At 72.7% G+C, this 25,763-nt stretch carries 22 protein-coding genes; 12 read left to right on the forward strand and 10 right to left on the reverse strand.

What is annotated here, in order from left to right; genetic code table 11:
• Nucleotides 1–135 precede the first annotated feature (135 nt).
• From ABZ249_RS21570 to ABZ249_RS21605, 8 genes are all read left to right on the forward strand, one after another.
• A complete protein-coding gene (locus ABZ249_RS21570) occupies nt 136–1,641 on the forward strand; it encodes a leucyl aminopeptidase (protein WP_355265731.1) in 1,506 nt (501 codons plus the stop codon).
• 122 nt (nt 1,642–1,763) lie between these two features.
• On the forward strand, nt 1,764–3,140 hold the full coding sequence (gene lpdA / locus ABZ249_RS21575; protein ID WP_355265734.1) for a dihydrolipoyl dehydrogenase: 1,377 nt from the start codon (nt 1,764–1,766) through the stop codon (nt 3,138–3,140).
• 105 nt (nt 3,141–3,245) lie between these two features.
• Nucleotides 3,246–4,997, forward strand: a complete 1,752-nt coding sequence (gene sucB / locus ABZ249_RS21580; RefSeq protein WP_355265737.1) for a 2-oxoglutarate dehydrogenase, E2 component, dihydrolipoamide succinyltransferase — start codon at nt 3,246–3,248, stop codon at nt 4,995–4,997.
• Between the two features lie 141 nt (nt 4,998–5,138).
• Complete coding sequence (locus ABZ249_RS21585; protein ID WP_220559871.1) at nt 5,139–5,708, forward strand: NAD(P)H-dependent oxidoreductase; 570 nt, start codon at nt 5,139–5,141, stop codon at nt 5,706–5,708.
• A gap of 330 nt (nt 5,709–6,038) precedes the next feature.
• Nucleotides 6,039–6,971 (forward strand): TIGR01777 family oxidoreductase, encoded by a 933-nt coding sequence (locus ABZ249_RS21590; RefSeq protein ID WP_355265740.1) that lies wholly within the window; start codon nt 6,039–6,041, stop codon nt 6,969–6,971.
• 9 nt (nt 6,972–6,980) lie between these two features.
• Nucleotides 6,981–7,688 carry a lipoyl(octanoyl) transferase LipB gene (gene lipB, locus ABZ249_RS21595; protein ID WP_220559869.1) on the forward strand — a complete coding sequence of 236 codons (708 nt, stop codon included), beginning with the start codon at nt 6,981–6,983 and terminating at the stop codon, nt 7,686–7,688.
• A gap of 87 nt (nt 7,689–7,775) precedes the next feature.
• Entirely contained in the window at nt 7,776–8,723 is a 948-nt protein-coding gene (gene lipA, locus ABZ249_RS21600; protein ID WP_220559868.1) for a lipoyl synthase, read from the forward strand.
• A gap of 230 nt (nt 8,724–8,953) precedes the next feature.
• Nucleotides 8,954–9,673, forward strand: a complete 720-nt coding sequence (locus ABZ249_RS21605) for a DUF4191 domain-containing protein (RefSeq protein ID WP_355265744.1) — start codon at nt 8,954–8,956, stop codon at nt 9,671–9,673.
• A gap of 76 nt (nt 9,674–9,749) precedes the next feature.
• On the opposite strand, the gene ABZ249_RS21610 is transcribed toward ABZ249_RS21605, so the two are convergent.
• From ABZ249_RS21610 to ABZ249_RS21630, 5 genes are all read right to left on the reverse strand, one after another.
• Nucleotides 9,750–9,992, reverse strand: coding sequence for a helix-turn-helix transcriptional regulator (locus tag ABZ249_RS21610; RefSeq protein WP_220559865.1), 243 nt, complete (start codon nt 9,990–9,992; stop codon nt 9,750–9,752).
• Complete coding sequence (locus tag ABZ249_RS21615; RefSeq protein WP_355265747.1) at nt 9,992–10,645, reverse strand: DUF2975 domain-containing protein; 654 nt, start codon at nt 10,643–10,645, stop codon at nt 9,992–9,994. Before ABZ249_RS21615 ends, ABZ249_RS21610 begins: the two co-directional genes overlap by 1 nt.
• 130 nt (nt 10,646–10,775) lie before the next feature.
• On the reverse strand, nt 10,776–12,173 hold the full coding sequence (locus tag ABZ249_RS21620; protein WP_355265750.1) for an LCP family protein: 1,398 nt from the start codon (nt 12,171–12,173) through the stop codon (nt 10,776–10,778).
• A 222-nt stretch (nt 12,174–12,395) separates the two neighbouring features.
• Entirely contained in the window at nt 12,396–13,844 is a 1,449-nt protein-coding gene (locus tag ABZ249_RS21625; RefSeq protein WP_355265753.1) for an LCP family protein, read from the reverse strand.
• Between the two features lie 160 nt (nt 13,845–14,004).
• Nucleotides 14,005–14,469, reverse strand: coding sequence for an RDD family protein (locus ABZ249_RS21630; protein ID WP_355265756.1), 465 nt, complete (start codon nt 14,467–14,469; stop codon nt 14,005–14,007).
• Nucleotides 14,470–14,798: 329 nt separating this feature from the next.
• Here ABZ249_RS21630 and glnA point away from each other — a divergent pair, with 329 nt between their 5' ends.
• Both glnA and ABZ249_RS21640 read left to right on the forward strand, forming a co-directional pair.
• On the forward strand, nt 14,799–16,223 hold the full coding sequence (gene glnA, locus ABZ249_RS21635) for a type I glutamate--ammonia ligase (RefSeq protein ID WP_220559860.1): 1,425 nt from the start codon (nt 14,799–14,801) through the stop codon (nt 16,221–16,223).
• Nucleotides 16,224–16,437: 214 nt separating this feature from the next.
• The gene (locus ABZ249_RS21640) at nt 16,438–19,479 is read left to right on the forward strand and encodes a bifunctional [glutamine synthetase] adenylyltransferase/[glutamine synthetase]-adenylyl-L-tyrosine phosphorylase (protein WP_355265759.1); all 3,042 of its coding nucleotides are present in this window, start codon (nt 16,438–16,440) and stop codon (nt 19,477–19,479) included.
• Nucleotides 19,480–19,568: 89 nt separating this feature from the next.
• Here the strand turns inward: ABZ249_RS21640 and ABZ249_RS21645 are convergent, their stop codons facing one another.
• Together ABZ249_RS21645 and ABZ249_RS21650 are read right to left on the reverse strand one after the other, a co-directional pair.
• Nucleotides 19,569–20,672: a HAMP domain-containing sensor histidine kinase gene (locus tag ABZ249_RS21645; protein ID WP_355265762.1), complete on the reverse strand. Its 1,104-nt coding sequence runs from the start codon at nt 20,670–20,672 to the stop codon at nt 19,569–19,571.
• Nucleotides 20,669–21,343, reverse strand: coding sequence for a response regulator transcription factor (locus tag ABZ249_RS21650; protein WP_355265764.1), 675 nt, complete (start codon nt 21,341–21,343; stop codon nt 20,669–20,671). The genes ABZ249_RS21645 and ABZ249_RS21650 overlap by 4 nt, the downstream gene beginning before the upstream one ends.
• A 199-nt stretch (nt 21,344–21,542) precedes the next feature.
• On the opposite strand from ABZ249_RS21650, the gene ABZ249_RS21655 reads away from it, so the two are divergent.
• On the forward strand, nt 21,543–22,133 hold the full coding sequence (locus ABZ249_RS21655) for a M15 family metallopeptidase (RefSeq protein WP_355266009.1): 591 nt from the start codon (nt 21,543–21,545) through the stop codon (nt 22,131–22,133).
• 39 nt (nt 22,134–22,172) lie between these two features.
• Here ABZ249_RS21655 and ABZ249_RS21660 read toward each other — a convergent pair whose 3' ends face one another.
• From ABZ249_RS21660 to ABZ249_RS21670, 3 genes are all read right to left on the reverse strand, one after another.
• Nucleotides 22,173–23,969 carry a carbohydrate-binding module family 20 domain-containing protein gene (locus tag ABZ249_RS21660; protein ID WP_355265767.1) on the reverse strand — a complete coding sequence of 599 codons (1,797 nt, stop codon included), beginning with the start codon at nt 23,967–23,969 and terminating at the stop codon, nt 22,173–22,175.
• 290 nt (nt 23,970–24,259) lie between these two features.
• Nucleotides 24,260–24,601 (reverse strand): hypothetical protein, encoded by a 342-nt coding sequence (locus tag ABZ249_RS21665; RefSeq protein WP_355265770.1) that lies wholly within the window; start codon nt 24,599–24,601, stop codon nt 24,260–24,262.
• A 73-nt stretch (nt 24,602–24,674) separates the two neighbouring features.
• On the reverse strand, nt 24,675–25,304 hold the full coding sequence (locus tag ABZ249_RS21670; RefSeq protein WP_355265773.1) for a hypothetical protein: 630 nt from the start codon (nt 25,302–25,304) through the stop codon (nt 24,675–24,677).
• A gap of 274 nt (nt 25,305–25,578) precedes the next feature.
• On the opposite strand from ABZ249_RS21670, the gene ABZ249_RS21675 reads away from it, so the two are divergent.
• Nucleotides 25,579–25,755, forward strand: coding sequence for a hypothetical protein (locus ABZ249_RS21675; RefSeq protein ID WP_355265776.1), 177 nt, complete (start codon nt 25,579–25,581; stop codon nt 25,753–25,755).
• Nucleotides 25,756–25,763 lie beyond the last annotated feature (8 nt).

A 25,763-nucleotide genomic window follows, 5' to 3' on the forward strand; every position in this document is an offset into this window, starting at 1 on the left:
GGGGCGCCCTCCCCGGCCGGTCGGCCCGGGGCCGACCCCCGACCGGCCCCGCCCGCCGCTCCCCCGCGCAGCGCCCCCTCAGGGGCCGGAGCGCCACGTCACCGACCGGAGCACGGGGCGACTAGCATCGTGGGTGTGAGCACGACGTTGTCAGTACACACGGAGTCCCCCAGTTCGCTCGACGCCGACGCCCTCGTCGTCGGTTACCACTCCGGGGGCGACGCCCCGGAGCCCGCGTCGGGCGCTCATGACGTCGACGCCGCCTTCTCCGGCGGCCTCGCCCAGACCCTGTCGCTCCTGGGAGCGAGCGGCGCCGCAGAGGAGGTGCACACCCTTCCCTCCCTCGGGGCCGTCGCCGCCCCGGTGATCGTCGCCGTCGGCCTCGGTGACAGGCCCGCCGACGGCCCGGTCGACGCCGACACCCTCGCCCGCGCCGCGGGCGCCGCGCTGCGCGCCCTGGCCGCCCGCCCCGAGGGCGCGGGCCGCGTGGCGCTGGCCCTGCCGGCCGGCACCGCCGAAGAGGCCGGGGCCGTCGCCCTGGGCGCCCGGCTGGGCGCCTACTCCTTCGACCGCTACCGCACCGGCGAGAAGGCCGGGAAGAAGGCCGCCCCCGCGCTGCTGCTGGCGAGCGGCGCCGAGGGCGCGCAGGCCGCGGTCGAGCGCGCCGCCGTCCTGGCCGACGCGGTCGAGCTGACCCGCGACCTGGTCAACACCGCCCCCTCCGACCTGGTCCCCGAGGACCTGGCCGCGACCGCCCAGGAGATCGCCGCGCAGGCCGGCCTGGACATCGAGGTGCTCGACGAGCAGGCCCTCGCCGAGGGCGGCTACGGCGGCCTGACCGGCGTCGGCCAGGGCTCGGCCAACCCGCCGCGCCTGGTCCGCCTGGCCCACACCCACCCGGAGGCCACCCGCACGGTCGCCTTCATCGGCAAGGGCATCACCTTCGACTCCGGCGGCCTGTCCCTCAAGCCCGCCACCGCCATGGACTGGATGAAGTCCGACATGGCCGGCGCCGCCTCCGTGCTCGCCGCCCTGCGGGCCGTCTCCGCCCTGGGCCTGAAGGTCAACGTCGTCGGCTACCTGGCCGTCGCCGAGAACATGCCCAGCGGCACCGCCCAGCGCCCCTCCGACGTGCTGACCATCTACGGCGGCAAGACCGTCGAGGTCCTCAACACCGACGCCGAGGGCCGCCTGGTCATGGCGGACGCCCTGGTCCGCGCCCAGGAGGACGGCCCCGACCTGGTCGTCGACATCGCCACGCTGACCGGCGCCCAGCTGGTCGCGCTCGGCACCCGTGTGTTCGCGGTCATGGCCAACGACGACGAGGTGCGCGAGCAGGTCGTCGCGGCGGCCGGCGCCGAGGGCGAGGCCGCCTGGCCGATGCCCCTGCCCGCCGAGCTGCGCGCGGGGCTGGACTCCGCGGTCGCCGACATCGCCAACGTGGCGGGCGAGCGCTGGGGCGGCATGCTGTCCGCCGGCGTCTTCCTCAAGGAGTTCATCGGCGAGGGCGTCAAGTGGGCGCACCTCGACATCGCCGGCCCCTCCTTCAACCAGGGCGGCCCGCACGGGTACACGCCCAAGGGCGGTACCGGCTCCGGCACCCGGACCCTGATCCGCATCGCGGAGTCCTACGCCGAATAGCCCGACCCCGGGGCGGTCGGCGCTCCCTGAGCCCGCGCCGACCGCCCCGACCGCGGTCCCCTCCCCCCGAGCCGCGGAAACCACCGGCAATCACCAGCCACCACAACAAGGAGTTCGTTCCCGTGAGTGAGAGCGGCGGCACCTTCGACCTCGTCGTCCTTGGCGGCGGCAGCGGCGGATACGCGGCGGCACTGCGCGCCGCGGAGCTCGACATGAACGTCGTGCTGATCGAGAAGGACAAGCTCGGGGGCACCTGCCTGCACCGCGGCTGCATCCCCACCAAGGCCCTCCTGCACTCGGCCGAGGTCGCCGACTCCGCCAAGGAGAGCGAGAACTTCGGTGTCAAGGCCACCTTCGAGGGCATCGACATCGAGGCCGTGCACAAGTACAAGGACAAGGTGATCAACGGCCTGCACAAGGGCCTCACCGGTCTGATCAAGTCCCGCAAGATCACCGTCGTCGAGGGCGAGGGCCGCCTCACCGGCAAGGACGAGGTCACCGTCGGCGACGCCGTCTACAAGGGCAAGGCCGTCCTGCTGGCCACCGGCTCCCAGCCCAAGACCCTGGGCCTGGAGATCGACGGCGAGAAGGTCATGACCAGCGACCAGGCCCTGGGCCTGGACCGCGTCCCCGGCTCCGTGGTGGTCCTGGGCGGCGGTGTCATCGGCGTGGAGTTCGCCAGCGTCTGGCGCTCCTACGGCGCCGAGGTCACCATCGTCGAGGCCCTGCCGCACCTGGTGCCGGTCGAGGAGGAGTCCAGCTCCAAGCTGCTGGAGCGCGCCTTCCGCAAGCGCGGCATCAAGTACGAGCTGGGCACCCCCTTCGAGTCGGTCAAGACCACCGACTCCGGGGTCACCGTCACCCTCCAGGGCGGCAAGACCCTGGAGGCGGAGGTGCTGCTGGTCGCCATCGGCCGCGGCCCCGTCTCCGCCGGCCTGGGCTACGAGGAGCAGGGCATCTCCCTGGACCGCGGCTTCGTCACCGTGGACGAGAACCTGCACACCGGCGTCGGGAACATCTACGCCGTCGGCGACCTCATCCCGACCCTGCAGCTGGCCCACGTCGGCTTCGCCGAGGGCATCTTCGTCGCCGAGCACATCGCGGGCCTCAACCCGGCCCCGATCGACTACGACGGCGTCCCCCGCGTCACCTACTGCGAGCCCGAGGTCGCCTCGGTCGGCCTGACCACCAAGGCCGCCAAGGAGCGCGGCCTGGAGGTCGTCGAGATGAACTACAACCTGGCGGGCAACGGCAAGAGCCAGATCCTCCAGACCCAGGGCGCCGTCAAGGTCATCGCCGAGAAGGACGGTCCCGTGCTGGGCGTCCACATGGTGGGCAGCCGCGTCGGCGAGCTGATCGCCGAGGGCCAGCTCATCTACAACTGGGAGGCGCTGCCCTCCGAAGTGGCCCAGCTCATCCACCCGCACCCGAGCCAGTCGGAGGCGCTGGGCGAGGCGCACCTCGCGCTGGCGGGCAAGCCGCTCCACGTCCACGACTGACCGCACCGGGGGCGGGCCCGGCGGGCCCGCCCCCGCCGCCGTACATCCGCGCTGCCCATCACCGGGATCGGGCAGGACACCGCGCCCATATCCAACGAGGAACCCATGCCGACATCCGTTTCCATGCCCGCCCTGGGTGAGAGCGTCACCGAGGGGACTGTGACCCAGTGGCTGAAGAACGTGGGCGACACCGTCGAGGTAGACGAGCCGCTCCTTGAGGTCTCCACCGACAAGGTGGACACCGAGATCCCCTCCCCGGTAGCGGGCGTGCTCACGCAGATCCTCGTCCAGGAGGACGAGACCGTGGAGATCGGCGCGGAGATCGCCGTCATCGGCGAAGCGGGCGAGGACTCCGCCGCGCCGGCCGCCCCGGCCGCCGAGGAGGCGCGCCCGGAGCCGGCCGCCGTCCCGGAGCCCGAGCCGGCCCCGGAGCCGGAGCCCGAGCCCCGGCAGGAGCAGGCGCGGCCGGCCGCCGAGGCCCCGGAGCCCGCGGCCCCCGCCGCGGAGGGCCCCGAGACCCCCGTGACCATGCCCGCCCTGGGTGAGAGCGTCACCGAGGGGACCGTCACCCAGTGGCTCAAGAGCGTCGGCGACACCGTCGAGGTGGACGAGCCGCTCCTCGAGGTCTCCACCGACAAGGTGGACACCGAGATCCCCTCCCCGGTGGCCGGCGTGCTCACGCAGATCCTCGTCCAGGAGGACGAGACCGTGGAGATCGGCGCCCGGATCGCCGTCATCGGCGGTGCCGGCGCCGCTGCCGCCCCCGCGGCCCCCGCCGCCCCGGAACCGGCCCCGGCGAAGGCCGCCGAGCCCGCGGCGGCCGAGCCGGCCCCCGAGCCCGCCGCCCCGGCGCCCGCTCCGGCCTCCACCGACACCCCGTCGGTGGACATCGGCACCCTGAGCAGCACCGGCCCGTCGGGGACCGACACCGGCACCGAGGGCTACGTGACCCCGCTGGTGCGCAAGCTCGCCGCCGAGCACCGCGTGGACCTGAGCCGCGTCCGGGGCACCGGCGTGGGCGGGCGCATCCGCAAGCAGGACGTGCTCAAGGCCGCCGAGGAGCAGAGGGCCGCCGCCGCGCGCGCCGCCGCCCCGACCGCCCCGTCCTCGGCCCCGCGCAAGCAGAGCGCCGACACGGCGCTGCGCGGGCGCACCGAGAAGCTCACCCGGCTGCGCAAGTACATCGCCGACAGCATGGTGGAGTCCCTGCACGTCTCGGCGACGACCACCCAGGTCGCCGAGGTGGACGTCACCAAGATCGCGCGCCTGCGCGAGCGGGCCGCCGAGAACGGCGGAACGGCCCCGGACTTCTTCGCGTTCTTCGCGCTGGCGACGGTGGAGGCGCTGCGCGCCCACCCCAAGCTCAACGCGTTCATCGACGCGGACAAGCAGGAGGTGACCTACCACGACGTCGAGAACCTGGGCGTGTCGGTGGACACCGAGCGCGGCCTGCTGGTCCCGGTCGTCAAGGACGCGGGCAAGCTCGGGCTGAGCGGCCTGGCCGGCACCATCTCCGACCTGAGCGAGCGGGCCCACACCGGCCGTCTGGGCCCGGACGAGCTGGGCGGCGGCACGTTCACCATCGCCGAGACCGGCGGCACCGGGGCGCTGTTCGGCACCCCGATCATCAACCAGCCGCAGGTCGCGATCCTGGGCACCGGCGCGGTCGTCAAGCGCCCGGTCGTGGTCGAGGACCCGGCCATGGGCGGCGAGGTCATCGCCGTGCGCTCGATGGTGTACCTGTCCCTGGCCGTGGACCACCGGCTGATCGACGGCGCCGACGCGGGCCGCTTCCTCACGGCGGTCAAGGACCGCCTGGAGGAGGGCGACTTCGAGGGCGAGCTGGGCCTGTCCTAGCCGTCCGCCGATCCGCCCCGGAGGGCCGGGCACCGCACGGTGCCCGGCCCTCCGGCGTGAAAGTTCACATTCGCTTGACCTCTACAGCGGTTGAGGTTTTAGCGTTGGTGCACCGACCAGCACGGCACAAGGACCTGACACATGGACAACCTGCGGATCGCGGTGATCCTGGGCTCGAACCGGAACGGACGCACGGGGCCGGCGGTCTCCCGCTGGTTCGTGGACCTGGCCCTGGGCCGACCGGACCTGGACGTCGACGTCCTGGACGTGGCCGACCTGCCCGCCGACGAGCGGTACGGTCACGGGCACGGCGCCCCGCTGGCGGACTTCGGCCCCCGGGTGGCGGCCGCCGACGGGTACGTGGTGGTCACCCCCGAGTACAACCACGGCTATCCGGGCCCGCTCAAGAGCGCGATCGACTCGGCCCGCCGGGAGTGGTTCGGCAAGGCCGCGGGGTTCGTCTCCTACGGCGGGATGTCCGGCGGCCTGCGCGCGATCGAGCAGCTGCGCACGGTCTTCTCCGAGCTGCACGTGGCGACGATCCGCGACACGGTGAGCCTGCACAACGCGGGCGCGCTCTTCGGTCCGGACGGGCTCCCCGGCCCGGAGATGGCGGGCGCCGACGCCGCGGCGAAGCTCCTGCTGGACGAGCTGTCCTGGTGGGCCCTGGCCCTGCGCGAGGCGCGCCGACACCGGCCCTACCCCGCCTGAGCCCGCCGGGCGGGCGTGGGGGCACGGGCCGGGAACGGTGGACGGGGCGGCACCTCGCGGCGCCGCCCCGTCTTTCTACCCCACCAATCACCATCCCCTGATGATCCCCATCATCAAAGGTCTGTTGGGTGGACGCGACAGCCAGCCCGACAGCGCGTCGCCCACGGTAGCCCCGCGTTGACGCGGAGTTCCATGTCCCACGTTCAAAGTAGAAGACCCGGGGCCCCGCGCGCAGGACTTTGGCGAAAATCCCCGGGAAAAAATCGGGGCGGCCCCCACAAGGGCACCCCGGCCCCGGTACTCGCTCCCGCGCCGGGTAGACACCTGAGCATGAAAGTGGCGATCACGGGCAGTTCGGGACTCGTCGGGGCGGTACTGGTCGAGGCGCTCCTCGCCGACGGGCACCAGGTCGTGCGGATGGTGCGGCACGCGCCCCGGCCGGTCTACCGGTCGCGGTTGGAGGAGGCCGAGTGGCGCCCCGAACAGGGGCGGGTGGACACCGTGGCGCTGCACGGCGCCGACGCGGTGGTGCACCTGGCGGGGGCGCCGCTGAGCCACGCGCCGTGGCCCCGGGGGCGGCGGGAGGCGATCCGGCGGGCCCGGGTGCGCGGCACCCGCACCCTGACGCGGGCGCTGACCGGTATGGACGCCCCTCCCCCGCGGCTGCTGGCCGCCTCCGGCATGCAGTTCTACGGCGACACCGGGGGCCGGGTGGTGACCGAGGCCGACCCGGCGGGCACCGGCTTCCTGGCGCAGGTGTGCCGCGACTGGGAGGCGGCGGCCGCCGAGGCCGCCGGGGCCGGGATCTCCACCGCGCACCTGCGGATGGCGGTGGTGCTGGACCGCTCCGGCGGCTACCTGCGCTCGGTGCTGCCGCTGTACCGGGCGGGGCTGGGCGGCCGGATCGGCTCGGGGGCCCAGTACATGACGTGGATCGCGATGCGCGACGCCATCGGGGCGATCCGGTTCCTGCTGGAGCGGCCCGACGTCACCGGGCCGGTCAACCTGTGCGCGCCCGAGCCGGTGAGCAACGCCGCCTTCACCGAGGCCCTGGCCCGCGCCCTGGACCGCCCGGCGGTCCTGCGGGTCCCGGCGACGGCGCTGCGCGCCACCCTGGGGGACTACGCGGAGGAGACGGCCCTGCTCGATCTGCGGGGGCGGCCCGAACGCCTGATCAAGGAAGGTTATTCCTTCACACTTCCCACCATCGACAGTGCGCTATCCGACATCCTGGCCCGACCGCTGCCTTCCGCCGGGGCGTAGAGTGAATGTGTGAGTGATCTCGTTTACGCATGGCTCGGCGCCACCCCCGTCCCCTACCATCAGGGCTGGGACCTGCAGAAGCGGCTCCACGAGCGCCGCGTCGCCGACGAGGTGGCCGACACCGTCCTCCTCCTGGAGCACGAACCCGTGTACACGGCGGGCAAGCGCACCGGGAGGTCGGATCGTCCCATCACAGACCCCGGAGCGCCGGTCGTGGACATCGACCGGGGGGGCAAGATCACCTGGCACGGCCCCGGGCAGCTCACGGTGTACCCCATCGTGCGGCTCCCGGACCCCATCGACGTGATCGCCTACGTCCGCATGCTGGAGGAGGCCATCATCCGCACCATCGCGGAGTACGGCCTCGTCGGCAGGCGCGTGGAGGGGCGCACGGGGGTGTGGCTGGACGCCGACCCCGACCGCGGGCTCATCGAACGCAAGATCGCGGCGATCGGCTGCCGCATCGCCCGCGGGGTCGGCATGCACGGGCTCGCCCTGAACTGCAACAATGACATGTCGTGGTTCGACCGGATCGTCCCCTGCGGCATCTCCGACGCCGGGGTCACCTCGCTCACCGCCGAAACCGGGCGCGACGTCCCGGTCGCCGAGGTGCGACCGCTGATGGAGCGCCACCTGGCGGACGTCCTGGGCGCGCACCAGTACAGCCACATCGACGGCCCCGGACTGCTGTCCGAGCCCGTCGCCGCCCGGGGATGACACACCACACCATGAGCCGGCCCCCGCACGGCCCCGCCCTCACCAGGGCGTCCGGGTCCGCGGGGCACAGAAGGGAACGGGTTCACGTTGACCATCGCTCCTGAGGGCCGCCGCCTGCTGCGCGTCGAGGCGCGCAACAGCGAGACCCCCATCGAGAAGAAGCCGCCGTGGATCAAGATCAAGGCGCACATGGGGCCGGAGTACTCCGAGCTGCGCTCACTGGTCAAGACCGAGGGCCTGCACACGGTGTGCCAGGAGGCGGGCTGCCCCAACATCTACGAGTGCTGGGAGGACCGCGAGGCCACCTTCCTCATCGGCGGCGACCAGTGCACCCGCCGCTGCGACTTCTGCCAGATCGCCACGGGCAAGCCCACCGCGCTGGACCGCATGGAGCCGACCAAGGTCGCCAACTCGGTCAAGACGATGGGGCTGCGCTACGCCACCATCACCGGTGTCGCCCGCGACGACCTGGAGGACGGCGGCGCCTGGCTCTACGCCGAGACGGTGCGCAAGATCCACGAGCTGAACCCGGACACCGGCGTCGAGCTGCTCATCCCGGACTTCAACGCCGACCCCGACCAGCTGGCCGAGGTCTTCGGGTCCCGCCCCGAGGTGCTGGCGCACAACGTGGAGACGGTGCCGCGCATCTTCAAGCGCATCCGCCCGGGCTTCCGCTACGAGCGCTCCCTGGAGGTCATCACCAAGGCCCGCGAGGACGGCCTGGTCACCAAGTCGAACCTCATCCTGGGCATGGGCGAGACCCGGGAGGAGATCAGCGAGGCCATGCGCGACCTGCACGAGGCCGGCTGCGACCTGCTGACCATCACCCAGTACCTGCGCCCCTCCAAGCTGCACCACCCGATCGACCGCTGGGTGAAGCCGCAGGAGTTCGTGGAGCTGGGCGAGGAGGCCGAGGAGATCGGCTTCGCCGGTGTCATGTCGGGGCCGCTGGTGCGTTCGTCCTACCGGGCCGGACGCCTCTACCAGCAGGCGCGCGAGAAGCGTGACGCCGAGGCCGCGGCCCTGACCAAGTAGTACATAACGGGCTTTCCGCCCGAGTCGTGACCAAGCTGGAACGGTGGCCTCCGGGCCACCGTTCCGCGCACCCGGGTCCCGCCGCATATCCTGGGGGTCCGACAGGGCGCCCCGACAGGTGGCGCCGAAGGGCGCCGCACGAGTCGACCGCGTAGGTAGAAGGAGGCAAGGCAGCTTCGGGATCTCCGTCCCCGCCGACGGTCCGTCGGCGCCCGCTGCCTGAGAGCACGATGGCGAAAAAGGGTTCCGAGAGCACAGCACCCGCCCAGGGCAAGGACAAGAAGGAGCCCGGCCGGCTCAAGCAGATCGGCATGGTCGCCAAGGTCGTCCACCGCCAGAGCCCGCGCAGTATCCCGCTGGCCGCCGGCGTCGCGGTCCTCATCCTCGCGGTGTTCGTCGTCATCGGCATCTGGACCGGTTCCTGGATCCTGTGGCCGCTGACCGGCCTGCCGATCGCGCTGCTGACCGGTTTCATCATCTTCACCCGTTCGGCCCAGCGCGTGCAGTACCAGATCCTCGACGGCCAGATCGGCGCCGGCGCGGCGATCCTGGACAACATGCGCGGCAACTGGACGACCGAGTTCGCGGTCAACGCCAACCGCCAGCAGGACGTGGTGCACCGGGTGGTGGGCCGCCCCGGCGTCATCCTGGTCGGCGAGGGCGACCCGCACCGCCTGAAGTCGCTCATCGCCTCGGAGAAGAAGCGCGTGTCCCGGGTGGCCCTGGACACCCCCATCTACGACTACAAGGTGGGCAACGGCGAGGACCAGGTCCCGCTGGCCAAGCTCCAGCGCACGCTGGTCAGGCTGCCGCGCACCCTGGACAAGAAGGACGTCACGCAGCTCAACTACCGGCTGCGCGCGCTGCCCGCCAAGATGCAGATGCCCAAGGGCCCGATGCCCAAGAACGCCAAGATGCCCCGGGGCCTGCGCGGCCAGAGCGGCGGCTGACAGCCCCGGCGCCTTTCGCCACGCGACGAAGGGGGCGCGCACCGGATCCGTCCGGTGCGCGCCCCCTTCCCGCCGTTCAGGACCGGTCCGCTGCGGGCGCGTAGTCGATGAGGTCGCCGGGGCGACAGTCCAGCTCCCGGCACAGGGCCGCCAGCGTGCTGAACCGGATGGCCCGGGCCCGGCCGTTCTTGAGCACCGACAGGTTGACCACGGTGATCCCGACCCGGGCGGCCAGTTCGGTGAGGGTGATCCCGCGCGCGGCGAGCACCTCGTCCAAGCGGACGACGATGTCCGCGCCCTCGTCCTCCTCCGGCGGCATCAGACCAGTCCCCGCACGTCGTCGCGCATCCGTGTGCCGCGCCGGAACACCTCGGCCAGCCCCAGCAGGAGCAGGGACACGAAGACCATCGTGAAGGAGATCCCGCCCTCCCCGATGAGGACGTAGGAGACCTCGAAGCCGTCGACGCCCAGGGCCTGGCCGCGCAGGAGCCCTTCCCCGACCTTCTCCGCGGCCGGGACCAGCAGCGTTCCGGCCAGGACGGCCAGGGCGATGACGCGCAGCCGGAGGGCGTTGGCGGGGACGAAGGGGTCGCCGAGGTCCAGGCTCCGGACGATGCGCAGCAGGTTGACCATCACCAGGAGGGCGGCCGCCTGGGCCAGCAGGCCGGGCAGGACCAACAGCAGCCGCTGCACCGTCGTGGGGTCGTGGAACGTGATCACCATGTCCTGCTCCGCCTCGATCCCGTACTCGGGCCCGGCCGGGACCGCGGGGGGCGCCGGCTCCGGGGCGCCGTCGGGGGACGGGACCGTGATGGTGTTCGCGGGCACGGAGCCGTCGGCGGGCAGCAGCGGTGTGATCCACACCAGGGCGAACACGGTCGTGAACAGAGTGACGCCGATGGCCATGACGAGGACGAACTGAGCCACGAAACCGTCGGCACGGCTCCACCGAAAGGGGGTCCTCTTCGACATGCCTTCCCTCCTTATCGTTTTTCGATATTAACGATAAACGATAAGCCCCGGCGTGCCGAACGGATGGAACGGCGAGGGCCCCGGGGCGCGTTCGGCGCTCCCGGGGCCCTGTGGTGCGTGGCGTGCGGGCCTAGCCGCAGTCGACGGCCTGATCGGCGGAGGTGCCGCTCAGACCCGCCAGCGGGTCGTCCGCGGACTCCCCGCCGGACTCGCCGCCGGACTCGGAGCCCTCCAGGGCGACGCCCTGCCAGTCGGTGCCCATGACCAGCTCGACCGAGCCGGACAGGTCCGCGGCCTCCTCGATCTGCGCCCCGCTGACCAGCGCGTCGGCCACGGCCTGCGCCTGCGCCTGCTCGCCCGGGGCGTGGTAGACCGTGGTCTGCTGCGGGGCCCGGGTGGTGGGGTTGCCCGAGCCGGTGACGGTGAAGCCCAGCCCGGTCAGCAGCGGCTCCACCTGTCCGGCCAGCCCCTGGGTGCCCTGGTTGTTGACGATGTACACCGAGACGTCGGAGGGCGAGACGGACTCCTCGGGGGCCTCCTCGGCCGCCTCCTCCGGCTTCTCCTCCTCTTCGGGCCTGGTCGCCTCGCCCGCGGCGACCGCCGCGAACAGCTCGGACGCCTGGGGCTCCATGAGCTGGACCTTGGCGTCGTTGTAGTCCTCGACCGGGACCGTCACCATGTTCATCCGCCCCAGGTCCACCCCGCGCATGGCGATGGCGAGCTCGGCCATCTCGTCGACGCTGAACTCGCTGTCGGTGGTCATGCTGTCGGTGACCGAGCCGAAGAAGTCGTAGAGGGTGGCGGGGCTGGTCATGACCTCGCCGGTGGTGACCTTGCGCAGGATCGCGCCGATCATCTGCTGCTGGCGCTTGATCCGGTCCAGGTCGCTGCCGTTCTCGGTGGTGTCCCGGGAACGGGCCAGGGCGAGCGCCTGGGTGCCGTCCAGGGTCTGCTCCCCGGCGGGCAGGTCGAGCTTGGCCTTGGGGTCCTGGAGCGGCTCGGGGATGCACATGTCGATCCCGCCGATGGAGTCGACGATGGCCTGGAACCCGGCGAAGTCGACGAGGACCATGTGCTCCAGGTGGACGCCGGTGATGTTCTCGATGGTCTTGCCCTGGCAGTCCATCCCGCCGTAGAACATGGCGTGGTTGAGCTGGTCCACCGTCCCCGCGGTGATGCCGGGCTTGTCCTCGACGGGGTCGCAGCCGGGCATGGTGACCATGAGGTCGCGGGGCATGTTGACCATGGTCACCCCGCCCTTGTCGACGTCGATGTTGACCAGCACCAGGACGTCCGGGCGGATCCCGTTGGCGACGCTGTACTCGGCGTCCTCCCCGGCCCGCTCGTCGGTGGCCAGCAGCAGGATGTTGTGGATCCCGTCCACCTGCGCCGGGCGGTCGCCCCAGGCGTCGGTGTTGATGTCCTCGGTCTGCACCGCCAGGGCGTCGCGGTAGCCCGCGTAGCCGACCAGGCTGGCCGCGATGACGACGCCCGTCAGCCCGCAGGCCGCCCACTGACCCGGGGACATCCACGCCTTCGCCGTGGACTTCGCCGTTCTGGACACGTGTCTGGGAGCCAAGAGGGCACCTGCGATCCGTTCAGGGACAAGGGAAGGGGGAGGCCGTTCTCCCGGGCGGGCCCGGGGGTCACGACGGGATCACGGCCGAACGCTACCGCACGGTACGCCGAAGGCCGGGTTTCGGTCAAGTAAGGGTAACGAACCCCTTCGACCGGAATGTCCCCCTGGGGATCAGCAGGCGCTCTCGGGCTTCTCCTCCGCGGTGATCCCGCCCAGGTCCTCGGTGACCGAGATCTCCGGCGCGGCCTCCTCCTCGTCGCCCTTGAACCCGGTCCAGTCCGGGCCGAGGACCAGTTCGAGGGTGCCGGTGAGCCCGGCGGCCTCCTCGGTGACCGCGGTCTCCAGCGACCCCGCCAGCAGCTCGGCGGCGGCCTCCTGGCCGGGCGCGTAGTAGACGGTGGTGACCGCGGGGACGCGGACCTGGGGGTTGCCGGTGGCGTTCACCGTGTACCCGTCGGTGGTCAGCCGCTCGGCGACCTGGCCGGCCAGGCCCTCGATCCCGGTGCCGTTGAGCACGTCCAGGGAGATGTCGGCCGGGGTCGGGCCGCTCTCGGCGTCGTCGGCCTCCTCGCCCCCCTCGTCCCCGTCCTCTTCCTCCTCCGCGCCCCCGGAGAGGTCGGCGCCGGAGTTGATGGCCGTGAAGAGCTCGGAGGCGGCGGGCTGGCTCAGCGCCAGGCGGTTGGGGTCGGCCGGGTGCTGGCCGTTGGGCACGGTGACGAACTGGATCCTGTTCAGGTCCACCTCGCGCATGGAGATCGCGATGTCGGTCATCGTGTCGACGGTGAAACCGTCGTCGGCGGTGACCGATTCGGTGACCGCGTTGAGGAAGTTGGTGATGGCCAGGGGGCTGGTCATCACCTCGCTGCTGAGGACCTGGCGCAGCATGGCGCCCATGAACTGCTGCTGGCGCTCGATGCGGGACAGGTCGCTGCCGTCGCCCTGGCCGTAGCGGGAGCGCACGTAACCCAGCGACTGCTCGCCGTCCAGGGTCTGCTCCCCGGCCTCCAGGGTCAGGTGGGCCTTGGGGTCGTCGATGGGAGCGGGGATGCACATCTGCACGCCGCCGACGGCGTCGACCATGTCCTTGAACCCGGTGAAGTCCATCATGACGAAGTGGTCCAGGTGGACCCCGGTGACCTGCTCGACGGCGTTCCACTGGCAGCCCACGCCGCCGAAGGTCATCGCCGAGTTGATCATGCCGCTCTGCGGGGCCATCCCCTCGTAGCCCTCGACCGCCTCGCAGCCGGGCAGGTCCACGACCAGGTCGCGGGGCAGGTTGACCATGGTGACGGCGCCGCGGTCGACGTTGATGCTGGCGATGAGCATCATGTCGGGGCGCTCGCCCTCGGCCTCGCCGTAGTTCGCGTTCTCCCCCGAGCGCACGTCCGACCCGATGACCAGGAGGTTCATGACACCCTCGACGCTGGTGGGCCGGTCCCACTCGTCGGTGTCGACCTGGGCGGTCGTGATGTTGTTGGCGATGCCCTGGTACCAGAGGTAGCCGCCCAGGCTCCCCACGATCGACAGCGCGGTGACCGCGCAGGCGACCCACTGCCCCGTGGACAGGCGCACGGCGTCCAGGAAGCCGGCGGGGCGTGGGGCGGAGCGTTTTCCAGCCATGGCGAACCTTCGAGGGGTGCGGTGAGACCCGGGAGGGAGGGGACGCCGGGCGTCCGATGAGGGGATCACACAGTCCCGGGACGGTGTGACCGAGAATCGGATGCTAACAGCACCGGAGGGGCTGTTGATCCCGTCGTCATCCGCGCCGGGACCCGGGTGCTCAGATGCGGACGGCCACGGTGCCCGCGGCGCGGTCGTGGAGGCCGCGGGTGTCGCGGTCGTAGATGACGGCCGGGATGACCAGGCACAGCAGGAGGGTGCGCACGGCCATGGAGGCGAACCACGGCCAGGAGCGCTCGCCGGTGGCCTTGATCCGCACGCCGACCAGGCGGCGGCCGACCGAGGTGCCGAACAGGCTGAGCAGCACGATGTTCATGGCGGCGAACACCACGAGGGCGGTGTTGCTGACCAGGGTGGTGGCCTGCTGCTCGTCGGCGACACCCGCGCCGATGGCCCCGGCCGAGTACAGCCCGGCGGCGATGAGCAGCGCGAGCAGCCAGTCCAGCAGCAGGCCGGCCAGGCGGCGGCCCACGCCGGGCACCGAGTCGGGTCCGTGTTCGGGCAGGCCCAGCCGGTTGCCGCGGTAGCGGAAGTCGTCGTCGGTCACGGCCCTGTCCTCGCTCATGCCTCCACGGTATCCACCGCCGCGCGCGGCCTCGTCCCGGGTCGCCCGCACGGGCCCGCCCCGGGCCCGGCGGCGCCGTGGCGCGGGCCACATCCGGGCCTCCCTGCGTCCCGTTTTCGCCCTGTACACACAGGAATCACCGGGTCAGGCGGTATGGTCTGCGAAAACACCGGAGTCCGTAACATGCAGGAAACAATGGAGACACGGCATGGAAATCCCGCGCTCCTAGCTTCGTCAGCGAAGCCGGGAGACACCGCGTCGATCCGCCGCGTCCGCGATGGGGCGGCCCGCGGATCCGGTCGTCTCAGCCACCTGCACGGAGGTTCGTTTTGTTCAGCAGCGTCGACGAGGTGCTCGCTTTCATCCGGGACGAGGACGTCAAGTTCCTCGACGTCCGTTTCACGGACCTGTTCGGAGGCGTGAACCACGTTACCCTCCCGACCGAGAACGTCGACGCCTCGACGTTCACCGACGGTCAGATGTTCGACGGCTCGTCGATCCGCGGTTTCCAGGCCATCCACGAGTCCGACATGCTGCTGCTCCCCGACCTGAGCACCGGCGTGCTGGACCCGTTCCGCAAGTACAAGACGCTGAACATGACGTTCTTCGTCCACGACCCCCTCACCCTGGAGTCGTACAGCCGCGACCCGCGCAACGTCGCCCGCAAGGCCGAGGCGTTCCTGCGCGGCTCCGGTGTCGCCGACACCGCCTTCTTCGGCCCCGAGGCCGAGTTCTACATCTTCGACGACGTCAAGTTCGAGACCCGGTCCAACACCGGCTTCTACGAGATCGACTCCATCGAGGGCGCCTGGAACACCGGTTCGGCCCTCGAGGGCGGCAACCGCGGCTACCGTCCCCGCTACAAGGGCGGCTACTTCCCCGTCGAGCCGGTCGACCACTACAGCGACCTGCGCTCGGACATGGTCCGCACCCTCATCGAGGCGGGCATCGAGGTCGAGCTCCAGCACCACGAGGTCGGCACCGCCGGCCAGGCCGAGATCGGCATCAAGTTCGGCACGCTGCTCCAGCAGGCCGACCGCGTGCAGCTGTACAAGTACATCGTCAAGAACGTGGCCAACAACGCGGGCAAGACGGCGACCTTCATGCCCAAGCCGCTGTTCGGCGACAACGGCTCCGGCATGCACTGCCACCAGAGCCTGTGGAAGGACGGCGAGCCGCTGTTCTTCGACGAGTCCGGCTACGGCCAGCTGTCCGACACGGCCCGCTACTACATCGGCGGCCTGCTCAAGCACGCCCCGGCACTGCTCGCCTTCACCAACCCGACGGTGAACTCCTACCACCGCCTGGTGCCCGGCTACGAGGCCCCGATCAACCTGGTCTACAGCCAGCGCAACCGCTCCGCGTGCATCCGCCTGCCGCTGACCGGCTCCAACCCCAAGGCCAAGCGCATCGAGTTCCGCGTGCCGGACCCGTCGGCCAACCCGTACCTGGCCTTCTCCGCCATGCTCATGGCCGGCATCGACGGCATCAAGAACAAGATCGAGCCGCCGGAGCCCGTGGACAAGGACCTCTACGAGCTGCCGCCGGCCGAGGCCAAGGCCATCAAGACGGTCCCGGCCTCGCTGGACGACGCGCTCAACGCGGTCGAGGAGGACCACGAGTTCCTCCTGGAGGGCGGCGTGTTCACGAAGGACCTCCTGGAGACCTACGTGGACTTCAAGCGCACCGAGGAGATCGACTCCCTGCGCCTGCGCCCCCACCCGCGCGAGTTCGAGCTCTACTACGACATCTAGGCCGTAGCGCAGCTCCCCGGGGAGGCGCGCCCGCGCGGGCGCGCCTCCCCGCCCGGGGCCGGTATCCGTTCGGATACCGGCCCCGACCCGGTTCCGGACCATCCCCGGGCGAACCCGGCGACGGGGCGCATGGAGGTGTTCCGGCCCTCACCGTGCGGCCGTCCCGGGGCCGTGCGGCTACCGTTGACGCGTGGCAAGGGACGGAACAGACACCATGACGGCAGGCTCGCTCGCACGGCGCGGCTTCAGTGACAGCCCGCGGGCCCTGCGGCTGCTGACGGGGGCGGGGCTGGACTCCTCCGCCGACACGGCCGTGATCGACTCCCTGGCGGCGGCCCCCGATCCCGACCAGGCCCTGCTGGGGCTCATCCGGGTCCTGGAGAGCGACCCCGACCCGGACGTCCTGCGCGACGCCCTGCGCGAGGACTCCGACCTGCGGGAGCGGCTGTGCCGGGTGCTGGGCACCGGCGGTGCCCTCACCGACCACCTGGTGCGCCACCCCGGCGACTGGCGGGAGCTGCGCGGCGCCGACGCCGCCCGCACCCCCGAGCCGGAGGAGCTGCGCCGGGGGCTGCTGCACACCGTGGGCGCCGACCCCCACTCCCCCGCTCCGGCCGCCGACCTCTCCGGCACCCGTTCCGCCGCCGAGCTGCGCCACGTGCTGCGCGTCGCCTACCGGCGCCGGGTGCTGCGGCTGGCCGGCCGCGACCTGACGGGGCTGGTCACCGTGGACGCGGTCGCCGCCGAGCTGGCCGACCTGGCCGCCGCCCTGCTGGACGGCGCGCTGGCGGTGGCCCGCGCCGAGCACCCCGAGGACGCCGCCCGCTGCCGCCTGGCCGTCATCGGCATGGGCAAGTGCGGGGGCCGCGAGCTCAACTACGTCAGCGACGTGGACGTGGTGTTCGTGGCCGAGCCCGCCGGGGACCCCGGGGACGGGGAGCCGGCGGACGAGCAGGCGGCGATGCGTTCGGCGACCCGGCTGGCCACCGCCATGATGCGGGTGCCCGTCGAGACCGACGCCGAGGGCACCCTGTGGGAGGTAGACCCGGCGCTGCGCCCGGAGGGCAGGAACGGCCCGCTGGTGCGCCCGCTGTCGGGGCACCGCGCCTACTACGAGCGCTGGGCCAAGACCTGGGAGTTCCAGGCCCTGCTCAAGGCGCGGCCGATCGCCGGGGACGCGGAGCTGGGCCGCGCCTACATGGACGTCATCACGCCCATGGTGTGGCAGGCGTCCGCGCGCAAGGACTTCGTCGAGGACGTGCAGGCGATGCGCCGCCGGGTGCTGGAGCACATCCCCGCCGGGCAGGCCGACCGGGAGCTCAAGCTGGGCCCGGGCGGGCTGCGCGACATCGAGTTCTCCGTGCAGCTGCTCCAGCTGGTCCACGGCCGGGCCGACGACCGGCTGCGGTCGGGCACCACCCTGGTGGCGCTGGCCGCCCTGTCCGAGCACGGGTACGTGGGCCGCCAGGACGCCGCCGGGCTCGCCGACGCCTACCGGTTCCTGCGCCGGCTGGAGCACCTGCTGCAGCTGGAGCGGCTGCGCCGCACCCACCTGATGCCCGACGGCGCGACCGCCGACGGGCAGGCGGAGCTGCGGCGGCTGGGCCGGGCCCTGGGCTTCGTCGCCGACCCGGTGCGGGAGCTGACCGAGGCCCGCCGCAAGGTCGCCGCCGAGGTGCGCCGCCTGCACGAGAAGCTGTTCTACCGGCCGCTGCTGAACGCCGTCGCCAAGCTGCCCGGCGGGGAGGTGCGCCTGTCCCCCGAGCAGGCCCGCGACCGGCTGGAGGCGCTGGGATTCGCCGACCCGGCCGGGGCGCTGCGCCACCTGGAGTCGCTGACCTCGGGCGTGTCCCGGCGCGCGGCCATACAGCGCACCCTGCTCCCGGTGATGCTGGGCTGGTTCTCCGACGCCCCCGACCCCGACGCGGGGCTGCTGGGGTTCCGCCAGGTCAGCGACTCGCTGGGCACCACCCCGTGGTACCTGAGGCTGCTGCGCGACGACGTCCGGGTCGCCGAGCGCATGGCGTGGCTGCTGGGCACCAGCCGCTACGTCACCGACCTGCTGCTGCGCGCCCCCGACGCGATCAAGGTGCTCGCCGACGACGCCGACCTGGTGCGCCGCGACCCCGGGTCGCTGGCCGCCGAGGCCGACGCGGCGCTGCGCCGCTACGCCACCGCCGAGGAGTCGGTGTCGGCGGTGCGGGCGCTGCGCCGCCGCGAGCTGCTGCGCACCGCCGCCGCCGACCTGTTGGAGGTCTCCGACGTCCGGGAGGTGGGCTCGGCCCTCACCGACATCTCCGCGGTGACCATCGACGCCGCCCTGCGGGTGGCCACCGCCCGGGTGCTGGAGGCCGACGGCGAGGAGCTGACCCGGGTGTGCGTGGTCGCGATGGGCCGGTTCGGGGGCGGTGAGCTGACCTACGCCAGCGACGCCGACGTCATGTACGTGCACGCCCCGCTGCCCGGCGTGGACACCACCGCGGCGACCCGGCAGGCGATGGCGGTCGTCCGGGAGCTGGCGCGGCTGTTGGAGATGCCCGCGGCCGAGCCGCCGCTGAAGGTCGACACCGACCTGCGGCCCGAGGGCAGGAGCGGCCCGGTGGTGCGCACCCTGGACTCCTACGCCGCCTACTACGGCCGCTGGTCGCAGGTGTGGGAGAGCCAGGCGCTGCTGCGGGCCCGGCCGGTGGCCGGCGACCCGGAGCTGCGGGCCGCGTTCACCGCGCTCATCGACCCGATCCGCTATCCGGCGGGCGGGATCGACTCCGCGTCGGTGCTGGAGATCCGCAAGCTCAAGGCGCGCATGGAGGCCGAGCGGCTGCCGCGCGGCGCCGACCCGACCCTGCACACCAAGCTGGGCCGGGGCGGGCTGTCGGACGTGGAGTGGGTGGCGCAGCTGACCCAGCTGCGCCACGCCCACGAGTACCCGGACCTGCGCACCACCGGCACCCTGGAGGCGCTGGAGGCGGCGGTCGCCCACGGGTTCCTGACCGCCGACGACGGCGCCGTCCTGGAGCAGGCCTGGCGGCTGGCCTCGCGGGTGCGCGGCATGGTGATGCTGGTGCGCGGCCGGGGCGGCGACTCGCTCCCCACCGACCTGCGGGTGCGGGCGGCGCTGGCCACCGCCATGGGCTGCCGCAGCGCCCAGGACGAGGAGGGCCTGTGGGCGGGGCCCGCCGAGCAGCTGACGGAGGCGTACCTGCGCACGACCCGCCGGGCGCGGGCCGTGATGGAGCGCGTCTTCTACGACGACTAGGACCTGTTCTCGAACGCTCTCCTGTGCCGCCGGGGGTTCGCGAGGCGCCCGGCGGGCCGAAGCGCGGCGGAGGTTCGAAAGAGCACAGCCTAGGAACGGCCGGGGAGGGTGACGGTGGCGGTCAGGCCCCCACCGGGGCGGGGTGCGAGGTCCAGGGTCCCGCCGTGGACGGCCACGACCCGGGAGACCAGGGCCAGGCCCAGCCCGTAGCCATCGCCGCCGCGCCTGGTGCGGCCCTCGCCGCGCAGGAACGGCTCGGTGAGCCGGGCGACGGTCTCCGGGGCCAGCACGGGGCCGGTGTTCTCGGTGCGCAGCACGGCGGACCCGTCCGGGGCTCGGCCGACGGAGACGGTGGCGGTGCCGTCCTCCACGTTGTGGCGCAGGGCGTTGCGCACGAGGTTGTCGGCCAGCCGCAGCAGCAGTTCGGCGTCCCCGGTCACCGGCGCGGGCGCCGCGTCCAGGCGCAGGCCGACGCCGCGCCGTCCGGCCTCCTCCCGGGCCTCGGCGACGGCGCGGCGGACCGGGTCGGCCAGGTCCAGGGGTTCGGCGGCCGCGGTGACGGCGTCCACGTCGGCCAGCCGCAGCAGCGCCTCGGTGATGCCGACCGCGCGGGAGTTGACCTCGGTCAGCCGGTCGAGCACCGGGTCGTGGCCGGGTTCGCGGCGGGCCACGTCGAGCATGGTGGCGGTGATCGCCAGCGGGGTGCGCAGTTCGTGGGAGGCGTTGGCGGCGAACCGCTCCTGCACGGCGAAGGCGTCCTGGAGCCGGTCGAGCATGTGGTCGAAGGCGTCGGCCAGCCGCCGGAACTCGTCGTCGGGACCGGTCAGGCGGATGCGGTGGTCCAGCCGGCCGGCGGCGACGGTGCGGACCGCCGCGTCGATGCGGTGCAGGGGCCTGAGCACCCACCCGGCCAGGAACCAGCCCCCGGTCAGGCCGATGGCGGCCAGCGCGAGCAGCACCCACAGGGTCACGTCCACCAGGGCGTCCACGATCTGCCCCCGGGAGGTGATGTTGACGTGGGTCACACTGGGGTCGGCGGTGGTCAGCGGGTAGTCGGGGATGTAGCGGACGACGATGTACACCCCGGCCAGGACCGCCATCCCGGACACGACCAGGAAGGCGGCGTAGCCCAGGGTCAGGCGCAGGCGGGCGCTGACCGGCAGTCCCGGCCGCCGCAGCGGGGCCCGGTTCACCGCTCCCGCCCGGGGTCGACCAGACGGTAGCCGACGCCGGGAACGGTGACGACGGGGTCGGGGGCGCCCAGGGCCTTGCGCAGGTGGGAGACCGCGACCCGGGGCGCGCTGGTGAAGGGGTCGGCGTGCTCGTCCCACACCTTCTCCAGCAGGGTCTCTGCGGTGACCACGGCCCCGTCGGCGCGCATGAGCAGTTCGAGGACGGCGAACTGCTTGCGGGGCAGCCGCAGCGGGCGGGCCCCCCGGTGGGCCTCCCGCCGGTAGGGGTCCAGGCGCAGGTCGCCGACCCGCAGCACCGGGTCGACGGCGGTGGCCGGGCGCCGGGCCAGGGCGCGCAGGCGCACCACCAGCTCCTCCAGGGCGAACGGCTTGGTGAGGTAGTCGTCGGCGCCCAGGGAGAACCCGTCGACCTTGTCGCGCAGCCGTCCGGCGGCGGTGAGCATGAGGATCCGGGTGCCGGGGTGGTCGCGGACCAGGACGGCGCACACCTCGTCGCCGTGCACGCCGGGGATGTCCCGGTCCAGGACGACCGCGTCGTAGTCGTTGACGGCGACGCGTTCCAGCGCCCGGTCCCCGTCCAGGGCGATGTCGGCGGCGATGGCCTCCTGCCGCAGGCCCGCCTGGAGGGCCTCGGCCATGTAGGGCTCGTCCTCGACGACCAGTACGCGCATACGGTGCTGCCCCCTCTTCCCGGCGGGCTCCCCGGGCCCGCTCGGCCCCGAGTCTAGGAGCGCGCCTGTTGCGGAAGTGTTGGGTTGCGCAAGTGTTGCGCGAACGCTCAACACGGACGCAACCCCCCCTTTGATGGTGTGGCCCCCGCAGGCCGGGCGCCGGGCCCGGCTCCGGACGAGGGGGAGTTCGTTGAACGCAGTGCGCCGCTGGGCGGCGACCGCGGCCGTGGCGGCCGTGCTGGTGTCGGGGGGCTGCGCGTCCCAGGAGGCCGGCGGCGGGGGCGCCGCGGCGGGCCGGCTGTCGTTCGGCTCCGAGCCGCTGACCGAGGAGGACGGGTTCGTGCCGGTGGGCGAGGGGCTGGAGGTCGACGCCGACGTCCCGGCGCTGGCCAACCTGGACCCCGAGCTGCTGGCGGCGGTCCAGGAGGCCGCGGCGGACGCCCTGGACGCGGGGATCGACGTGGTGATCGTGACCGGCGGCTGGCGCAGCGAGCGCTACCAGGAGCACCTGTGGGAGGAGGCGCTGCGCGAGCACGGCGGTGAGGAGGAGGCGAGCCGGTGGGTGGCCTCGCCCGAGGAGTCCACCCACGTCAGCGGGGACGCGGTGGACATCGGGTACACCAACGCCGCGGACTGGTTCTCGCGGTTCGGGCACGAGTACGGGCTGTGCCAGACCTACGCCAACGAGCTGTGGCACTACGAGCTGGCGGTGGAGCCGGGCGGGCCCTGCCCGCACCCGGTCTCCGACGCCTCCGAGCGGAACGCGGGCGCCCCCGTGCCGGAGGGGTGAGGCACGGGGGCGCCGTTCGGGGCGGGTCCTCTCAGGCGGTCACCGGTGGTTCCAGGTGACGGTGGCGGCGGGGCCGACCCGGTTGGACCCCGTCTCCCATTCCACGTTGCCGGAGCCGTCGACCTTGACGAGCTTCCATTCGGTGCCGGCTCCGATGTCGACCGTGCCGGACCAGGTGGGGTAGGTGGCGGCGTCGGTGGACAGCTTCACGCCCCGGGAGGGGTCCCAGGACCCGAGTCCGGGAGTGGAGCCCACCACGTACACCTCCTGTCCCCAGACGGTGTGGACGACCGCCCGCAGGGTGTCCCCGGTGCCCGGGTCGGGGCCTCCGCAGTCGTCCTCGCACTCGCCGTCGACGTGCAGGGCCACGGCCCCGTTCGCGGGCACCTCGACGGTGACGCGTCCGCCGGAGACGGTGGCGGTGCCGCCGCCCGCGGCGTTGTCGTAGGTGCCGTCGGGCAGGGAGGTGTCGGAGGTCAGCCGCCAGGTGTCGCCGGTGGCGTTGAAGGCGGCGAAGCCGCGCGCCCCGCGGTCGAAGGCGAGGCGCCCGTTCCCGTCGGTGGCGCGCTGGACCAGGGCGGTGTCGCCGGCGGAGGCGCGGAAGGCGACCATGCCCGCGACGGTGGGGTGGCGGTGGGAGCAGACCCATGCGCCGGTGGAGCAGTCGGTGTCCTCGGTGATCCAGCCCGCCGGGTTGCCCTCGGCGTACCCGGTGCTGGGCGGGCCCTCGGTGACGTTGTCGCCGAAGTCGTAGCCGGAGGTCACCACGGGGGTGCCGTAGGGGTGGGCCAGCATGAACGCGGTCGCCAGGTGGTAGCGGTCCCCGTCCTTGTAGGTGAGGGTCGGGTGGTAGCGCTGGGTGTCGTGGTTGTCGATGAAGACGGTGGCCTGCTCCGAGGTCAGCCCGCCGTAGTCCGGCATGTGCGCCAGCCCGGCGATGTTCCCGTCCTTGAACTTCCCGGCCACGTCGCGCTGGTAGTCGAAGTTGGTGACCTCGCCGTAGGGGGCGTAGGCGGTGTAGGGGACGGTGGCGTCGCCGTAGACCTCGTAGAAGACGCGGGGGGTGCCGCCGAAGCCGGGCACCGTGTTCAGGTTCCCGAAGATGTCGGCGATGTGCGCTTCGGGGACGTGCTTGGCGGCGTCGACTCGGAAACCGCCCACCCCCAGGTCGACGAGGCCGTTGAGGTAGCGCTTGATGTGGTCGCGCACCCGCGGGTCGGCGGTGTCGAGGTCGGCCAGGCCCACCAGCTGGCAGTTCTGGACCTCCTCCTTGTCGTTCCAGTTCGCGATCTCCTCGTAGCAGGGACCGAAGTCGTCGTACCCGTAGGAGGCGGTGCCGTCGCCGAAGAGGTCGGGGTGGTCGTACTTGGCCCAGGAGGTGCCCGCGCTGCCGACGCCGTCGCCGTCGCCGGTCATGTGGTTGACCACGGCGTCGACGTAGACGCGCACGCCGTTGTCGCGGCAGGTCCGGACCATGGCGGCGAACTCCTCGGCGGTGCCGCGCCGGGTGTTGTCGAGCCGGTAGGAGACGGGCTGGTAGTCCTGCCACCAGGGGTGGTTGCCGCCTTCCGCGAAGGGGATGACGACGTGCTCCTGGGGCGGGGACACCTGGACCCCGGAGAAGCCGTTGGGTCCGAGGAAGTCCTCGCACTCGGCGGCGACGGAGTCCCAGTTCCACTGGAAGAGCTGGACGAGGGCCTCGTCGTCGGGTGTGGTCCGGGCGGCCGCGGCCTCCGCCGGGGCCGGCAGGGGTGCCGCGGACGCGGGGAGGGCGGTCAGGGGGAGGAGGAGCAGGGCCGCGGCGGCGGCCGCTTTCAGGGGGGTGCGTCGGTGCATCGGCGCTCCAGTGTCGCTTGCGGGGGGTCGCGCATCCTCTTGCGTGAAATGCAAGAAATTGCGTGATGCCGAGCACACTACCGGCCCGTTACGGCTTTGTGAATAGAGCACTACCCGCGCGTCGAAATGGGACGTGGTCCCTCCAGCGGCCGGGACCGGGGGCGATCGCGTTCCGCCACGTCGGGTCACCGGTGGCGCCCGCGCAAGATCTTGCGTCACGGGTAAAGAAAAACCGGCGCCGACGCGGTTCACGGGCTCCGCGCCGGCGCCGGTCGGGGACCGGCGGGGTCCTATCCCCAGAAGACGGCGACGCCGATGTTGACGATGGCGAGCACGCCGGCGATGATCGCCAGGTTCTTGGCGGGCTTGCGCAGGTTGAGCACGCCCACCACCACGACGGCCAGGGCGATGATCAGCTTGACGCCGATCTTGATGTGGTTCAGGTCGCCCAGGTCGCCCATCTCGGCCACGCCCACCAGGAGCAGGCCGGTGACGAGCTGGAGCAGGGAGCTGTGCAGCAGGACCTTGGTCGACTTGGGGTTGTCGGTCATGAGCTGCATGAGGAAGCCCGCGATGATGCCCGCGAGGCCGATCATGTGCAGGAAGACGAGCGCGGAGTAGAGGATTGCCATGGCCCTAGACTACTACCGCGTGTAGTACTGGTGGGATTTTTCCTGACACTCTGACGTAACGATCGGGTGGACTTCACGCCACCCGGCGCCGCCACACCAGCCACCCCAGCCCCACCAGCAGTGCCGCCCCCGCCACCCGCGCCAGCAGCGCGCCGTCCACCGTCTCCGTCACCCGCGACAGCACCGTCGGAGAGGCCACCACGACCGTGTCGCTGGCGCACGCCGTCGGGTCGGCGTTCCGGTCCAGCAGCAGGCAGGCCGTGCTCATCAGCCGCTCCGCCCCCTGGACGTCCTCCGCCACCCGGACCCGGACCGTGTAGTCCCGCTCTCCCCCGGCGGGCACGTCCACCCGCCAGTTGACGATGCCGTCCTCCAGCACCCCGCCGGCGCCCACCTCCAGGACCTCCAGGTCGTCGGGGACGTGCTGGGCGAGCTGCGCGCCGCTCACCGCCTCGCCGGAGTCGCCGTTGGCCACCGTCGCCCGCAGCACCGCCTCGTGCCCGGGCAGCGGCGCCTCCCCCTCCACCGCCAGGGACAGCCCGACGAAGGCCTCCGGGGACTCCTCGGCCGACGGAGCGGTGTGCACGTCCCCGCCCGCGTCGGCGAGCGCCGCAGGCGCCGACACCACCAGGCCGGCGCCCATCAGGGCGGCCGCCCCGGCCGCCAGTCGGCGGCCGCGCAGGCCGCCTCCGATCCCGTCCATCATCCGCGCCTTCCGTCCGTGCGGTCACGACACCACCCAAGACAACTATGCGCGCATACGGGATCACCATGTGTGACACGCCGGTCCGGGGTCCCGGACCGGGCGCCCGGGGGTCCCGGACCCGGACAAGGCGCCACGGGCGCCTAAGACCCCCTAAGACCCCGATACTCCACCGCGAACGGGGATTTCTCCCGATGCGCGCCCCGCCTCCTCAGACCGATCGTGGAGTGAGGAAGGAGGGCGGGGCACCCGGCCCCGCCGCGAGGAGGAGAACGTGTACCACGAAGCCCTGTTCCTGGCCCACCATCCGCCCCTGACCGAGGAGGACGTCCGCCGCCTGGGGCACCGCGCCGCGGCGCGCCGTAGGGCCCGCGCCGAACGCCGCGCCCGTCGCCGCCGCTGGTGGCCCCGCCGCGACAGCGGCCCCCGGGCCTACGCCCGTGCCGCCTGAGCCCGCCG

This window comes from Nocardiopsis sp. NPDC006139, assembly GCF_040614155.1.
Classification (GTDB): Bacteria; Actinomycetota; Actinomycetes; order Streptosporangiales; family Streptosporangiaceae; genus Nocardiopsis; species Nocardiopsis changdeensis.

Bases quoted from the DNA above. Each gene is read 5' to 3' on its own strand.
- sucB (WP_355265737.1), top strand. From the start codon at position 3,246: ATGCCGACATCCGTTTCCATGCCCGCCCTGGGTGAGAGCGTCACCGAG.
- ABZ249_RS21585 (WP_220559871.1), top strand. From the start codon at position 5,139: ATGGACAACCTGCGGATCGCGGTGATCCTGGGCTCGAACCGGAACGGA.
- ABZ249_RS21590 (WP_355265740.1), top strand. From the start codon at position 6,039: ATGAAAGTGGCGATCACGGGCAGTTCGGGACTCGTCGGGGCGGTACTG.
- ABZ249_RS21605 (WP_355265744.1), top strand. From the start codon at position 8,954: ATGGCGAAAAAGGGTTCCGAGAGCACAGCACCCGCCCAGGGCAAGGAC.
- ABZ249_RS21610 (WP_220559865.1), bottom strand. From the start codon at position 9,992: ATGCCGCCGGAGGAGGACGAGGGCGCGGACATCGTCGTCCGCTTGGAC.
- ABZ249_RS21615 (WP_355265747.1), bottom strand. From the start codon at position 10,645: ATGTCGAAGAGGACCCCCTTTCGGTGGAGCCGTGCCGACGGTTTCGTG.
- ABZ249_RS21620 (WP_355265750.1), bottom strand. From the start codon at position 12,173: ATGTCCCCGGGTCAGTGGGCGGCCTGCGGGCTGACGGGCGTCGTCATC.
- ABZ249_RS21625 (WP_355265753.1), bottom strand. From the start codon at position 13,844: ATGGCTGGAAAACGCTCCGCCCCACGCCCCGCCGGCTTCCTGGACGCC.
- ABZ249_RS21630 (WP_355265756.1), bottom strand. From the start codon at position 14,469: ATGAGCGAGGACAGGGCCGTGACCGACGACGACTTCCGCTACCGCGGC.
- ABZ249_RS21640 (WP_355265759.1), top strand. From the start codon at position 16,438: ATGACGGCAGGCTCGCTCGCACGGCGCGGCTTCAGTGACAGCCCGCGG.
- ABZ249_RS21650 (WP_355265764.1), bottom strand. From the start codon at position 21,343: ATGCGCGTACTGGTCGTCGAGGACGAGCCCTACATGGCCGAGGCCCTC.
- ABZ249_RS21660 (WP_355265767.1), bottom strand. From the start codon at position 23,969: ATGCACCGACGCACCCCCCTGAAAGCGGCCGCCGCCGCGGCCCTGCTC.
- ABZ249_RS21665 (WP_355265770.1), bottom strand. From the start codon at position 24,601: ATGGCAATCCTCTACTCCGCGCTCGTCTTCCTGCACATGATCGGCCTC.
- ABZ249_RS21670 (WP_355265773.1), bottom strand. From the start codon at position 25,304: ATGGACGGGATCGGAGGCGGCCTGCGCGGCCGCCGACTGGCGGCCGGG.